The sequence below is a fragment of the Variovorax sp. efr-133-TYG-130 genome (assembly GCF_030208835.1).
Taxonomy (GTDB): Bacteria; Pseudomonadota; Gammaproteobacteria; order Burkholderiales; family Burkholderiaceae_C; genus Variovorax.
In genome coordinates this window covers 239,752-253,095 of sequence record NZ_JARVTD010000012.1, presented here as the reverse complement: position 1 = coordinate 253,095, position 13,344 = coordinate 239,752, and the positions used below count along the sequence as shown (strand labels likewise).

10 protein-coding genes are annotated in these 13,344 nt (G+C 65.3%); 3 read left to right on the top strand and 7 right to left on the bottom strand.

Going from position 1 to position 13,344, the window contains the following annotated elements:
• Position 1: 1 nt before the first annotated feature.
• Positions 2-475: a VOC family protein gene (locus tag QRN67_RS16600; RefSeq protein WP_285412711.1), complete on the top strand. Its 474-nt coding sequence runs from the start codon at positions 2-4 to the stop codon at positions 473-475.
• A gap of 70 nt (positions 476-545) precedes the next feature.
• Here QRN67_RS16600 and QRN67_RS16595 read toward each other — a convergent pair whose 3' ends face one another.
• From QRN67_RS16595 to QRN67_RS16565, 7 genes are all read right to left on the bottom strand, one after another.
• A complete protein-coding gene (locus QRN67_RS16595) occupies positions 546-1,787 on the bottom strand; it encodes a D-alanyl-D-alanine carboxypeptidase family protein (RefSeq protein WP_081269193.1) in 1,242 nt (413 codons plus the stop codon).
• A gap of 297 nt (positions 1,788-2,084) precedes the next feature.
• On the bottom strand, positions 2,085-2,807 hold the full coding sequence (locus tag QRN67_RS16590) for a winged helix-turn-helix domain-containing protein (protein ID WP_285412710.1): 723 nt from the start codon (positions 2,805-2,807) through the stop codon (positions 2,085-2,087).
• 83 nt (positions 2,808-2,890) lie between these two features.
• Positions 2,891-4,588: an EAL domain-containing protein gene (locus QRN67_RS16585; RefSeq protein WP_285412708.1), complete on the bottom strand. Its 1,698-nt coding sequence runs from the start codon at positions 4,586-4,588 to the stop codon at positions 2,891-2,893.
• 247 nt (positions 4,589-4,835) lie between these two features.
• Positions 4,836-5,525, bottom strand: a complete 690-nt coding sequence (locus tag QRN67_RS16580) for an alpha/beta hydrolase family protein (RefSeq protein WP_106937980.1) — start codon at positions 5,523-5,525, stop codon at positions 4,836-4,838.
• A 168-nt stretch (positions 5,526-5,693) separates the two neighbouring features.
• Positions 5,694-7,040 carry an efflux transporter outer membrane subunit gene (locus QRN67_RS16575; protein ID WP_285412706.1) on the bottom strand — a complete coding sequence of 449 codons (1,347 nt, stop codon included), beginning with the start codon at positions 7,038-7,040 and terminating at the stop codon, positions 5,694-5,696.
• A gap of 58 nt (positions 7,041-7,098) precedes the next feature.
• Positions 7,099-9,060 (bottom strand): MacB family efflux pump subunit, encoded by a 1,962-nt coding sequence (locus tag QRN67_RS16570; protein ID WP_285412704.1) that lies wholly within the window; start codon positions 9,058-9,060, stop codon positions 7,099-7,101.
• On the bottom strand, positions 9,054-10,238 hold the full coding sequence (locus QRN67_RS16565; protein WP_285412703.1) for an efflux RND transporter periplasmic adaptor subunit: 1,185 nt from the start codon (positions 10,236-10,238) through the stop codon (positions 9,054-9,056). Before QRN67_RS16565 ends, QRN67_RS16570 begins: the two co-directional genes overlap by 7 nt.
• A 532-nt stretch (positions 10,239-10,770) precedes the next feature.
• Here QRN67_RS16565 and QRN67_RS16560 point away from each other — a divergent pair.
• Together QRN67_RS16560 and QRN67_RS16555 are read left to right on the top strand one after the other, a co-directional pair.
• Positions 10,771-12,174 carry a glycosyltransferase family 39 protein gene (locus tag QRN67_RS16560; RefSeq protein WP_325003251.1) on the top strand — a complete coding sequence of 468 codons (1,404 nt, stop codon included), beginning with the start codon at positions 10,771-10,773 and terminating at the stop codon, positions 12,172-12,174.
• Entirely contained in the window at positions 12,161-13,333 is a 1,173-nt protein-coding gene (locus QRN67_RS16555; protein ID WP_285412702.1) for a glycosyltransferase family 2 protein, read from the top strand. The genes QRN67_RS16560 and QRN67_RS16555 overlap by 14 nt, the downstream gene beginning before the upstream one ends.
• Positions 13,334-13,344 lie beyond the last annotated feature (11 nt).

The following is a 13,344-nucleotide window of genomic DNA, read 5'->3' as shown; positions in this document are numbered from 1 at the left end:
CATGTCAATCAAGCGAATGGACAACATCCTGATCGTCGTCGACGATCTCGAAGCGGTGAAGGCGTTCTTTGTCGAACTGGGCCTCGAATTTGAGGGCCAGACAACGGTCGAAGGGCCCGCTGTCGGGAGCCTCATAGGGCTCGGAGACGTCCGAGCCACGCTCGCGATGCTGCGGACGCCGGACGGCCAGCGCATCGAGCTGGACAAGTTCCACACGCCAGCCGCGGTCAGGTTCGGGCCGGTGGACGCACCGGTGAACGCGCTGGGTCTGCGCCGCATCATGTTTGCCGTCGATGACCTCGACGGTGTCGTTGCGCGGATGCAGGCCCAAGGCGCGGAACTCATCGGCCGGATGCAGTACGAGGAGTCGTACCGGCTCGCCTATGTTCGCGGGCCCGAGGGCATCATCGTCGGGCTCGCAGAACAGCTCGGCCAGGAGCCTGCTTCAGCGGACCAGCCTTCACCGAAACGCTGAAAACCGTAGCCGCGCTTTGGCGCAGCGGATGCGATGCGTGCCCAATTCGACGGCACGCAGCATCCGAACGTCACTTGCCGAACAACCCGGCCACACGCTGCCACGTGCGCAGCATGAAGCCCGCGCGCTCCACATCGGCCTGCGCGACCAGCGGCGCCTCGCCCACCGCCTTGCCGTTCGACTCCGCGACGACCTTGCCGATCACCGCGCCCTTGGCCACCGGTGCCTCCAGCTTCGGGTTGATCTGCACGGAGGTGTTCACTTTCTGGCCGCGCGGCACCGTCACCGTCCAGGGTGCTCCAAGCCCCGCGGCAACCGTATCGGCCTTGCCGAAGCGGACGTTGGTCGTCGTGACCACGGCGTTGGGCTGGATGGGGGTGGCCTTCTCGAAGTTGCCGTATCCCCATCCGAGCAGCGCGCGGGTTTCGTCGGCACGTGCCTGCGCGCTGTTGGTGTTGAGGATCACGGTGATCAGGCGCATGCCATTGCGCTTGGAGGAAGTCACGAGGCAGTAGCCCGCCTCCTGGGTGTGCCCGGTCTTCAGGCCGTCGACCGTGGGGTCGGTATAGAGCAGCGCATTGCGGTTGCCCTGCTTGATGCCGTTGTACTTGAACTCGCGCTCCGCGTAGATCGGGTAGTACTCCGAGCTGTCGCGGATGATCGCGCGCGCCAGGATCGCAAGGTCGCGCGCGGACGACTTGTGATCGGGATCGGGCAGGCCCGTGGAGTTCACGAAATGCGTGTGCGTCATGCCCAGGCGCTGGGCTTCCGCATTCATGAGTTTGGCGAAGCCCTCCTCGGTGCCGGCCATGTGCTCGGCGATCGCCTTGGACGCGTCGTTGCCCGACTGCACGATGATGCCGCGCAGGATGTCGATCACGGTAGCCTGGCTGTTCAGCGGCAGGTACATGCAGGACTCGGTGCTCGAGCCGCGGCACCAGGCGTTCTGGCTGACCGACACCAGATCGTCCTTCTTGAGCTTGCCGGACCGGAGTGCCTGTTCGACCAGGAAGCTGGTCATCATCTTGGTCAGCGACGCCGGCGGCAGCGGCTCGTCGGGGTTGGCCGAGGCCAGCACCTCGCCGGAATCGAAGTCCATCAGCAACCACGCCTTGGCCGGCAGCGCCGGCGGGCCGCCGGCAACGGCCGTTTGCCCGGCCGCCGGTGCGGCGGCGGGCGCGGTGGCAGCGGGCTTCTTCTGGGCTGCAGGCTTGGCGGCATGGGAGGCCGCGAAAGCGGGTGCGGCGGAAATCAGGGCGCCCGTGGCGATTGCGAAGGCGAGCGGGAGGACGGAAGGAGTCTTGAATTGCATGTGCGTGTAGGAGCTGAACGGCGATTCTGGCGGATGTGGCGATTCGGGGGTGCTTGGCAGACCAGGAATCGCCGCGCAAGTTCGCCAACCGGTGGAACACCCCGGACGCTACCCGATCCGCACGCGGTCCGCGGTGGCGTTTCCTGCCGTTACCGCATGCCCGCCGCTCAAGCCTGCTGGAGACGGGGTTCGGTCGGGCCCGCCGCCAGGCGCAACCTCGAGGAACTGCGCAAGCGGCGGCCGGGGGCCAACTGTACACCGCCAGGAGCCGCCGGCACCCCCAGCGGCAAACGCCCCCTAGGAGCCGCCATTCACTGCTTGCATGACCGGGGCGTCGGATTCCACGACTGCGTTTCCATGCACAAGAGCCTGCGGACCGGCCTCGGCGGAAACCGCATCCGCGGACGCGGCGGCCAGCAGCTGGTAGCCACGTCCGTAAACCGGTACCAGCAAGAATCCGTTTTCCTTGCGCAAGGCCAGGCGGGTTCGCAACCTCGCGACACATACATCCAGCGCCCGGGAGCGGCTGCTTTGCGTGGAACCATTCCACAACGAGCCCATGAGCAGTTCCCGCGACACCACGTGGCCGATATTGCCGAAGAGAGCCATGGCCAGGTCGAACTGAAGCGGTTGAAGCTGAATTTCAAGGTTCTTGTGAATCACCACATGGCGGCCGTCCATCACAAAGCGATAGTCGCCCCAACTGACTTCCCGCTCGGCATCGCTGCGCACTGCACGAAAACCGGACCTGTGCAGGAGTGCTTCAATCCTCCATTCAAGCTCTTCCCCGCTCAACCTCGCGATGCCGATGACGCTGGCCCCGAAGAAATCGGCGTTGCGCGGAAGCGATCGCCATTGCATTTCATCCAGGCAGAGGAGGACCGGAACATCTTTTGCCCGACAAATGCCCGAGACGCCGAGCCACTCCGAATGGCGCTTGACAGTCAACACCAGCACATCGAACTCGTGATTTTCCGCGAGCCGCTCCAGGAATTCGTTGGAATCCTGAAACTCATGCACGGAGGGACCGATCCGCCGAAGAAGCGAACTCAGTTGATCTCTGCGACTCGGGTCTCGATCAACAAGCGCTGCCCTGATTGTCTTCAAGATTCCTCTCCACAACACACCTCGGCGAATCTTCTGAATTGTCCAGCCCATGGCGAAGCATTGCTAGGCGCCTGGGCGGCCTCCAGCGTGCGAATAAGCGCCTCCGCAGCCAGCGGGCGGCCGTAAAACCAGCCCTGCAGCAGGTGCACGCCGCGATCCCGGAAGTACTCAACCTGTGCGCTGCTTTCGACGCCCTCGACGATGATTTCCACGCCCAGTTCTCTGGCCAGCTCAATCACGGATGGGACGATTCGCTCCCTCAACGTGCCCGTGCCCACGGTGTCGGTGAATTTCTTGTCCAGCTTGATCTTGTCGACCTTCAGGTCGCTGAGGTAGGACAGGTTGGCGTACCCCGTGCCGAAATCATCGATATAGATTTCGTGGCCACGACCGCCCAGCTCCAGCATCACGGTCACTGCGGATTCGAGCCTTGCGGAAGTCCGCTCTGTGAGTTCAAAGGCCAATTGCGTCGGCGCGATGCCGGCTTCTACAAAGTGATGCTGCAGCGACTGATGGAAGCTGCTGTCCATCATGTCCGCGGGAACGACGTTCACGCTGATCTTGAAGTTCTTGTGGGTGCGAAGGAAATCGCCGAAGTCCTCGGAGACCCGCTGGAGCGCCAGCAGAGTCAACTTGCCGATCAGCTCATTCGCTTCGGCGATGGGGATGAATACCGCAGGTGGGACGCTTTCCCCGCTCTTCAGGGTCCATCGCATCAACGCCTCGGCAGACACCGTCTCGCCGGTCCGGTTGTCCACGATCGGTTGGTAGTGCATGAACAGTTCCTTCTTGGCAACCGCCTCGCGCAGCAGCGCGTCGATGGTGCGCATTCTGTATCCGCGAGCGGACCAGGATGCGACGCCGAGCGCCACACCGATGCCGGCAAGAATTCCCGTGAAGATGAGCAGCATCAGGTTGCTCATCAGGACAGCCAACCCGCGAGCCTTCAGCACATAGCAGGTGACCTGCCCAGGCAGGCACGCGACTGAAATGATGTCGCCCCGAAGCCAGTACGTGGAGCCCGAGATGAACAACGGTTGCGCGACGCCTGGATCTGCGCCACGCACAACGAGCATCGTGCCGGTTGCGCTGTTCAACAACACGACACTCAACGCGTAGCGGCCATCCTCCACCGTCGCCGGCTGCTTCTCCGGTGCGACGAGCAGCTCGTAGGCGCCTTCCTTGACGAGGGTGGATTTGACGCCGGGCGAGAGCGGCAGGTCGACATTGCGCCATATCCGGCGACCTGTCTCGGTCGTGAAATCGGGACTGTCGGAAGGAAGGCTGGAAGCGGCGGCGCCAATGTTGCCGTTGCACCGCGGGCCGGCGTTATCGCCCTGGTAGACGACGTCGCGAATGATCGCGGATCGAAAGGCGATGGACCGCAGTGCTTCAAGATGCGTCGCGGAGCATGGTTGGGCATCCAGGGCGCGCAGTTCCGCGAACGCCGCATTGATTTCGGCAACCCGCTCCAGCGGTTTGGAGATGACGGCCGCCGCGGCCGCGCGCATCGTGCGTTGTTCGTCGGCAATCAGAAATGCGCATAGCACCGCGAGCGTGGCCACAACGCCGAACGTGGACCACACGATGACGCGCTGTCTGTTGGACGCCATCTGACCCAGCACTGACGCATCGGGGTCATTGTCGCGCCGAGATATGGTTGATTTGCCTGGATGAAAGTCGGCACGGAACATCACGCAACTTTCATTCGCGGGTAAAGCCCGAACGATATTGCATTCACGCCCGCTTGGGCGAAATATGACGGAGGTGAGGAAGTAAAGCAGCGGCTGCGGACCTCTATCGACTCCGAAGTGTGATTCGAATCACAAGCTGCAGAAGACGGGGGTCACTCCAGATATCAGGTTCCACGACCGAGATGGCCGCCCCGTGGCGACCATTGTTCCCTCGCACCAAAGTTGCCGCGCGCTTTTTTTCCGCGCTTCAGCCGATCACGAACTTGCAAATCTCGCGCGAATACGCCTGGAGAAACGCATTCTTGTCGGGCAGTGGCTCCGTGGTATGCGGCGGGGGAATGTCCATGAATGAAAAGTGACCTGCTCCTTCCGTGACGCGGACGTCCACGGCAATCGAAGCGCGCATGGCACTCGCCATCCATTCGGTTTGGACTGGCGGAGTGATGCTGTCCGCCGAACCCACCCACGTCAGGACTGGAACTCGCACCGCATCAAGCGCTGCGGGCGCGCGGAAGAATCCGGTAGGGGGAGCCAAGAGAGCCAGACGAGTCAAGCGACCGTCCGGTGCAATAAAGACGCGTCGACCTGGCGCTAACCACATTTGAGCTCCCGCCATGGCAACGAGGGTGGCCGCGCCAATCGAATGCCCCACTCCCACCACCTTCGCCGATGGCTCAGTGAATGCGTCGAGTGCGAGGGAAAGACGCCTTGCGCGGAGAGTCAGTTCGTCCTCGCTCGGGGTGGTCGAAGCAAGCCGCTCGAAATGCGGCGCCACGATCTTGCAGCCAGAACCGGCCAAGGCACCGAGGAGAGTCGCGTGACGCTCTGGCTGGCCGCCCGTGCCCACCGCGAAAAGAACCACGGGAGCGCCGGCGGCCGCTTCCTGCACCGACACCTTGAATGAATCAACTCCGTCTTGCAGCGTCTGCGTCAGCATTGAAAGCAACTCCCTGTCATGTGTGGGCTCGATCGCGTTTTGCACGATGCAGTTTCATCAAGTTCTTGCCCCGTCCAGGCCCGCATTCTGCCGTGCCGACGAACGCCGGTCTCGTGCAGAAAAAGAGCGTGACAGCAGCCGAAAAGCTTTCCTCCAGAAGCGGCAACTTCACCCGTCTCCCAACACCTGACAAAGCAGGATCCGGTTTTGCAGTTGGGCAAGTCGCGTGGCGGCATGGGCGACCTCTGCCGCACGCAGGCGTTCCTGCGCATCCAGCCAGCTTCTCAATGGCAGCAGCCCGACCCGGAAGCGGGCCTCGTAGATCCGCGCCGCTTCTGCCGCCTGGAGCTGCGCCCTGCGTAACGCCACGTCCTGCTCGGCGAGTCGAGTGCGGGCGGAGAGCGCCTGCTCCACTTCGCCGAGTGCGGTGTACAGCGCTTTGCGAAAACCGATTGCGGCCTCTTCGTAGCGAGTCCGTGCGATGTCCGTCTCGATACCCAGCATGCGTGCCCGCAGAAAGGGCAACGTCATGCCGACACCAAAGGTGGCGACCGGATTGGCAAGTACGTCGAGGAGGGCTTTGCTGGAACTGCCCAGCGCACCGGTAAGTGCGATGCCAGGGTAGTAGCTGGCCGCTGCGGCGTCAGTGCGAGCGCCCGCGGCCTGAAGGCGCCACTGGGCAGCGCGCAGGTCGGGCCTGCGGCCGAGAAGATGGGCCGGAAGGCCTGGGTGGACCGGCGGCAAGGCGATCTCAGGCAATGCCCGGGGCTCGGGTTGCGGTACGGAAGCGCCATCGAGCAGCACGCGCACGCGCTCGCGCAGCACCACGGCTGCCTGGCGCCGGGCCGCCAGGTCGGCGGTGCGTTCCTCGCGCACTTGCAGCGCCTCGTGCAGCGCCAGCCGACCTTCGGCCCCCGCCTGGAAGCGGGCCTGGACAAGGGCCACAATGCGTTGGGCGTCGCCTTCGCTGGCTTCGGCCATCGCCACGCGGTCGTTGGCGTAGGCGAGCTGGAAATACAGGTCGATGACGCTGGCGACCAGCACCTGCCGCACGGCCTGCCTGTCCTGCTTGCTCGCCTGCGCCTCGAAGCCGGCGGCGTCCCGCAGCGCACCAAGACGCCCGAAAAGATCGAGCTCCCAGCTCACCGCGATCTGCCCGGTGCTGCTGGAGCCTGGATCTGGTTGTGCGCTGCCCAGCCCTCGCGCGACGCCGGTGTTCAAGGCGCCCGACACCGTCGGCGTCAACTGGGTGCCCGCGAGGCGGGCCTCCAGCATCGCGCGGCGCAACCGGACGCCCGCCATGGCAAGGTCGGCATTGCGTGCAAGGGCGGCGTTTATCCAGGTGTCGAGCACGGGCAGTTCGCCCGCGCGCCACCAGGCCAGCCCCCTGTCGCCAGCACGGGCCGCGGGCCCGGTCTCGGCATGGGTATACGCGGGTGGCAGCACTGGCATCGGCTTGGGGGGCTCAAGCGTGGCGCATCCCACCGCCGCGCAGGCCAGCAGCGTGGCGAACACGGCTCGGGGCAAGGACGCCCGCGGGCGAAGAAGAGCGGAAGGTAGGGATCGCGTCATGTCAATCCCTCGCGAGGGCCTGCACCGGCTCGAGCCGTGCGGCGTTTCTTGCGGGCAGGTAACCGAAAGCCACGCCGACCAGACAGGAGCTGACCACGGCCAGTACCACCGAGAGCGCGGAAAAGGACATCGGCAGCTGCGGCATCAGCAAAGCGATGAGCGCGCCCAGGCCGAAGGCCAGCAACACGCCGGCTGCGCCGCCGATCAGGCAGATCAGCACGGCTTCCATGAGGAACTGAGCCACGATGTCGGCGCGCCGCGCGCCCACGGCCATTCGCACGCCGATTTCTCGCGTGCGCTCGGTCACCGAAACCAACATGATGTTCATCACGCCGATTCCGCCCACCATCAGCGACAGGGTCGCCACGCCGGAGATCAGCAGGGCCAGGGTGCGACTGGTGCGCGTGGCGGCCTGCCGGACCTGGTCCGAATTCATGATGAAGAAGTCCTGGCTGCCGTGGCGGTCGCGCAGCACCGAAGCGACGGCGCCTTGCGCTGCACGGCTGGAGATTTCGTCCTTGATGCGCAAGGTGATGCTTTCGAGGAATTGCCTTCCCGCGAGTCGGGTCGCCACCGTCGTGTAGGGCACGAAGAAGCCCGGCGTGCTCGACGCGAAGCTGCTCTGCATCGGGCGCAGCACGCCGACCACCTGCACCGGCATCTCGCCGAGAAGCACGGTCTGCCCCAAGGGCGATGAGCTACCGAAGAGCGCCGTGGCCGCGCGTTGATCGATCACGGCCACCTGTGCGCGCGCTTCTTGATCGCGGGCGTCGAAGAAGCGGCCCGCGGCCAATGAAAGGCCGCGCACGCGGAACAGTCCCGCCCCCACGCCGTTGACCTGGGCCGATGCCGCCGCGGAGTCGCGCAGTGCCGTCACCGACACCGAGATGTTGGGCGAGGCACTGTCCACGTAGAACTGCTGCGCCAGCGCCTCAGCGTCGGCCACCGAAAGGTTCTCGATCGCACTCGCTCTGAGGTCGCCGAAGTCGCGGCCGGGAAAGATCTCCAGCGTGTTGGTGCCCAGCTCGCGGATCTGGGCCATGACTTGCTCCTGCGCGCCGCGCCCCAGCGCAACCACGCACACGAGCGCTGCAATGCCGATGACGATACCCAGCATCGTCAGCAGCGCGCGCAGCCGGTGCGCACGCAGGGCGAAAGTCGCCATGCTCAGCGTCTGCGCCAAGCGTGCAGGCGCGGCTCTGCCTTCACGTTGGCTCTCGCCTTCCGGCGGCGCCGGCAACTCAGCCGCGCCCGGCACCGTCGCGGCCTCACTGCGGCGATCGGAGACGATGCGGCCGTCGCTGATCTCGATCACGCGCGACGCGCGGCGGGCCACCTGGGCATCGTGCGTGACGATGATCACCGTGTGCCCCTGCCCATTCAGTTCGGCGAGCAGGCGAAGCACTTCCTCACCGCTGGAGGTGTCCAGGGCACCTGTCGGCTCGTCGGCCAATATCACGCTGCCGCCGTTCATCAGCGCGCGCGCGATCGAGACCCGTTGTTGCTGCCCACCCGAGAGCTGGTTGGGCCGATGGTCTGCACGCTCGCCCAGGCCCAGGCGCTCCAGGAGCAGCCGCGCACGGGCCTGGCGCTGCTGCGCATCGCAACCCGCGTAGATGGCGGGTAGTGCCGCATTGTCCAGCGCAGTCAGCTCCCCCAGTAGTTGGTAGCGCTGGAAGACAAAGCCGAAGTGCTCTCGCCGCAGCTTCGCCAGTCCATCCGCGTCCAGATCCGCGACCTCCTGGCCGGCCACGCGGTAGCTGCCCGAAGTCGGCCGATCCAGTGCGCCCAGGATGTTCATGAGGGTCGACTTGCCGGAGCCCGAGGCACCCACGATGGCCACCATCTCACCCGCGTCGATCCGCAGGTCGATGCCGTCCAGCACGGTGAGAGTGCCCTCCCCTGCCACGAACTCGCGGCGCAGGCCGCGTGTTTCCAGCAATGCCCTGGACGTGCTTACCATAGAGCCGGTCCTTGAGGCACTGCGGCATCGGCCGCGACCGGTTCGCCGACCACGACGCGCTCCCCGATGGCCAGGCCGCCGAGTACCTGCACCTGCAGCGGTGTGCGCAGGCCGGTCTGCACCTGGCGCTCGGTTACGTCCCCGTCGGGTTGCAGCACGCGCACCGTTCCGTGTCCGGCCTTCGCACCCGGTCCCAGCGCCACGGCGGGAATGAGCAATGCGTTCTCGACCGTCTTCACATGCACGGAGACCTGGACCGTCATGGAGGGCCGCAGCATGCCGTGCTCGTTGGGCACGTCGAACAGGGCGTTGTAGTAGACAGCCTTGGCCGCGGCGGCTGTGGACGAGGCGCTTCCAGCCGCCGCAGCCTCGTTGGCGATGGAATCGGGAGCCGGCTCTATCAGGGCAATGCGTGCCTGGTAGCGATCGGTGCGGCTGCCCGGCACGACGAAGCTCGCCGCCATGCCCACCGCCACCAAGTTCACGTCGGCCTCCGAGATTTCCGCGCGCACGGTCATCACGTCCAGCTTCGCCAGCATGACGATGGTGGGCGTGCTCTGGAAGGCATTGAGCGTCTGCCCCTGCCGGGTGACAACCGCCACCACGACGCCATCCATCGGCGCCACGATGCGCGTGTAGCCGAGCTGCGTGCGCGCCGTGTCGACCTGCGTGCGCGCCTGCACGACTTGGGCCTGCAGCGAGTCGATGTCGGCACGCTGCGTATCCACCGCCGCCTGCGCCGCCTCCAGATCGGCCTGCGCGGTCGCCTCGGCCACCGCCAGCGTCTGCTGGCGGCGCAGCAGCACTCGGGCCTGCGCCATTGCCACGCGCCGCGCGTTGAGCTGCGCACGCAGCGCGTCGACTGCCGCCTCGGCACTGCGCAGCGCGATCTGCTGAGGCTGAGCATCGACCTCGGCAATCAACTGTCCCTTGCCTACTCGCTGCCCCAGGCACACGTGCAGGCGTTCGACCCGACCCGACACCTGTGCGCCGACAGCGACCAACTCCTTGGGACGGACCCGGCCTACAGCCTGTACGTCCTTGGTCAGGGTGCCGCGCTCCACCGGCGCGGTGGCCAGATCGGGCGAGCCTGCATTCATTTCCACAAGCACGACCGCGGCGGCACTGGCAAGGACGACGGTGCCGACCGCGAGTGCCCATTTCCGAGCTGTCTTCAATGCATCGCTTTCAAGGTTGGTTTCATGGCCCTGTGCCGGGCCGCGAGAAGCGACCATCCGTGCGGCAACGAGGAATCCGTCCCATTGAAGGAACTGGAAGGGATTCTTGTGAGAGCGCATCGAGAACGCGCCGGCGCACGATCCAGATCTGGTCGAGAGCTGCTGCGCTCGGCCACGCCCTCGAGGCAGTTCTATTCGCCTTGATTGAACGTTGATGAAACCCCCAATGCTTCTGCATCGTGCGAAGAGAGCATTTCGTCACCGTCCACCCTGAAACTCACCTGGGCTCGCGCGCCTTCGAATGCACTCTCCGCTTGCAGATTTCAATTCCGTCCCTTCTACATCGACAGTGGTCGACCCCGCCGAGGCCGTACCCAGCGGCCCCGTATCGCGGCCCGTTCGGATCCGGCAGTCACCGCGGTCAGCGGAGTCGTGCGGTACCTCGCCTCGCCGGTCTAGCGGAGCCTGGGTCATCGCGCTGCTTGCCCTGTTTGCCGCCATCTGGTTGCCGCATCTTGCGCAATCGAGTCTCGTGCCGCCCACGGACAACATCGAGCAGCTCACCTGGGTGCGCAGCCTTGAGTGGGGCTACTACAAGCATCCTCCGCTGCCCACGTGGGTGCTTTGGCTTCCCGTGCAGTTGATGGGTTTGTCGGGAGCTGTCACCTATGTGCTCGGCGCGACCTTCGTGCTGGTCGCAATGGGCCTCTTCTGGCGGCTTCTCTCGGCCCTTCGCGGTTGCGTGCATGCCACGGTGGCGCTGCTCGCGGCCCTGTGCATCACTTACTACAACGGTCGTCTCTACTACTACAACCACGAAGTGGTGCTGATCCCGTTCGCGGTGGCAAGCGCTGCTCTCACCTGGAGAGCATTTGTATCGAGGCAGCGACGCTGGTGGCTGTGGCTGGGGGTCTGTCTCGGCGTCGGGGGGCTCGCTAAATATCACATCGCTGTGATGGCCGTGGCCGTGGCGGTGTTCTGGGCGTGGCAGGGAGGCTGGCGGGATGCGGATCATCGGCGAGGCCTTGCACTGGCCGCCGTCGTTTCCCTGGCCGTGATGGCTCCGCATCTGTACTGGCTCTGGACGCACGACCTCGGGCCCATCCGCTATGCGATGGAGTCGTCGCTGGGCCTCGATCTCCATGGGATGCGGAGGCTGGGCGTCTGCGTACGCTGGCTGTCCGATCAGCTACTGAACCGGGCGCTGCCTGCGTGGCTCTTTCTTCTGTCGCTGCTCATGTTCGCGGCCCGCGCACGCACGGATGCCCACGCGCCGTCGAGCGCGCCGCATGAGCCACAACCCGGCGATGCGGTAATGAGCCGGAGGCTCCTGCTGTGCTTCGGGCTCACACCGCTGGTCTTCACTTTCGTGCTGGGCCTGGCGGTGGGGGCGGACCTGCAGTTGCATTGGGGCGCTCCGTTCCTGCTGCTCGCCGTTCCGGCCTTCATGGAACTGGGTCGCTGGAAAGAAGCCTGGTACCGGGTCTCATTGAAATCGGCCCTCAAAAGCTTCCTCCTCGTCCAACTCGTGCTGCTTGCCTGGGGACAGATGATTTCTGCCAACGGAGAGTTTCGGCTGCAGCGTCATCACTGGCGGAATTTCGATGCGAAAGCCCTGGCCGACGCGGTGGCGCCGGCAGCACGCGCCCAACTTGGCGGACCGGTCCGCGTGATTGCGGGACCTCCCGCCGAAGCAGGCGCGCTGGCGCTTCAGCTCGGTGAGCGGCCCCTTGTACTGATCGATGGCCGCTTCGACATTAGCCCCTGGGTGAAAAAGGACCTGGCCGACGAGTGCGGCGTCCTGGAACTGAGCAAGACGGCATCAAACCCCGGATATCGCCCAGCAGGCGAAAAATTCCCCGGCCTGTACTGGCGAACGGTCGTCCCTCGCTCGCCGTCCATCTCCTGCACATGGAGCGCGCATGCAGCAAATTGACTCGCTCACCCGTAAGGCCCTGCTTGATGCCCACATGCGCTTGCACCTCGATGACTTCACGTCGGCCGAGCGGCCGGCGCACGATGCACCTCTGGCGCCGGCGCAAGCGACACAACCCATGCAAAGAGACCAAGGCGCTTCCATCAGCTGCGTCATTCCCTGCCGAAACGAAGCCAGGAACCTCGAACTGCTGCTGCCGCGCCTGATCACGGTACTGGTCACACTGAAGCGGGATTGGGAAGTGATCGTCGTCGACGATGGAAGTACCGACACCACCTGCGAGTCGGCGCTGCGTTGGCAAGACCAGGGCGTTCGGCTGCTGGAGCTCTCGCGCAACTTCGGCAAGGAAGCCGCGCTCAGTGCGGGCCTGGACGCGGCGCGCGGTGATCTGGTCCTCCTGATGGACGGAGACGGCCAGCACCCGCCCGAACTGATTTCCGAGATGATCGCCCGCTGGACCCAGGGCGCAGACATGGTCTGCGCGAGGCGCGCGAATCGCGATTCAGAGCGCTGGGTCAAGCGCGTGGGAACACGGATCTTCTACAAGCTTCTCGACTGTGACCGGCGCTTTCGGGTACCCGCCGACGCAGGCGACTTCCGGCTGCTGGACCGCGCGGTGGCCGACGCGTTGCGCGCGCTTCCGGAACGCAGCCGCTTCATGAAGGGGTTGTTCGCGTGGGTCGGTTTCCACGTGGAGCAGATGGCCTACGTGCCGCCTCCGAGGCCCCACGGCCGCAGCCACTACAGCCTGCAGGCACTTTGCAGCCTGTCGCTGACCGGGATCACCATGTTCACCAGCTGGCCCCTGCGCGCGGCCAGCGTGCTTGGTGGCCTGCTCGCCATCGCCGCGTTCGGCTACGGCGGCATGCTGTGCTTGTCGTACATGCTGTGGGGCAATGAAGTGTCGGGCTGGACCACGATCGTCGTCGCCATGTTCCTGCTGGCGGGGGTGCAGCTGGTGTCGCTCGGAGTGATCGGAGAGTACTTGGCGCGGGTCTTCGATGAAGTGAAGGGACGCCCGTTGTACCTGGTTCGCAGATCCCTGGGCGCCGGGCTGAGAGGCGCCGGCCCCGACGGTGGCGTCGATCCGCGGGAAAGCCCCACCGTGCGAGTCCCCGGACTCGTGTCGAAGGCCGGCAGGCCGGAAGCAGGGCGTTGAGGGAATGACGC

What these genes read in the sequence shown, in the direction of transcription:
- QRN67_RS16580 (WP_106937980.1), bottom strand. Translation starts at nt 5,525, where the DNA reads ATGCTGACGCAGACGCTGCAAGACGGAGTTGATTCATTCAAGGTGTCG.
- QRN67_RS16570 (WP_285412704.1), bottom strand. Translation starts at nt 9,060, where the DNA reads ATGGTAAGCACGTCCAGGGCATTGCTGGAAACACGCGGCCTGCGCCGC.
- QRN67_RS16585 (WP_285412708.1), bottom strand. Translation starts at nt 4,588, where the DNA reads ATGTTCCGTGCCGACTTTCATCCAGGCAAATCAACCATATCTCGGCGC.
- QRN67_RS16555 (WP_285412702.1), top strand. Translation starts at nt 12,161, where the DNA reads ATGCAGCAAATTGACTCGCTCACCCGTAAGGCCCTGCTTGATGCCCAC.
- QRN67_RS16595 (WP_081269193.1), bottom strand. Translation starts at nt 1,787, where the DNA reads ATGCAATTCAAGACTCCTTCCGTCCTCCCGCTCGCCTTCGCAATCGCC.
- QRN67_RS16600 (WP_285412711.1), top strand. Translation starts at nt 2, where the DNA reads ATGTCAATCAAGCGAATGGACAACATCCTGATCGTCGTCGACGATCTC.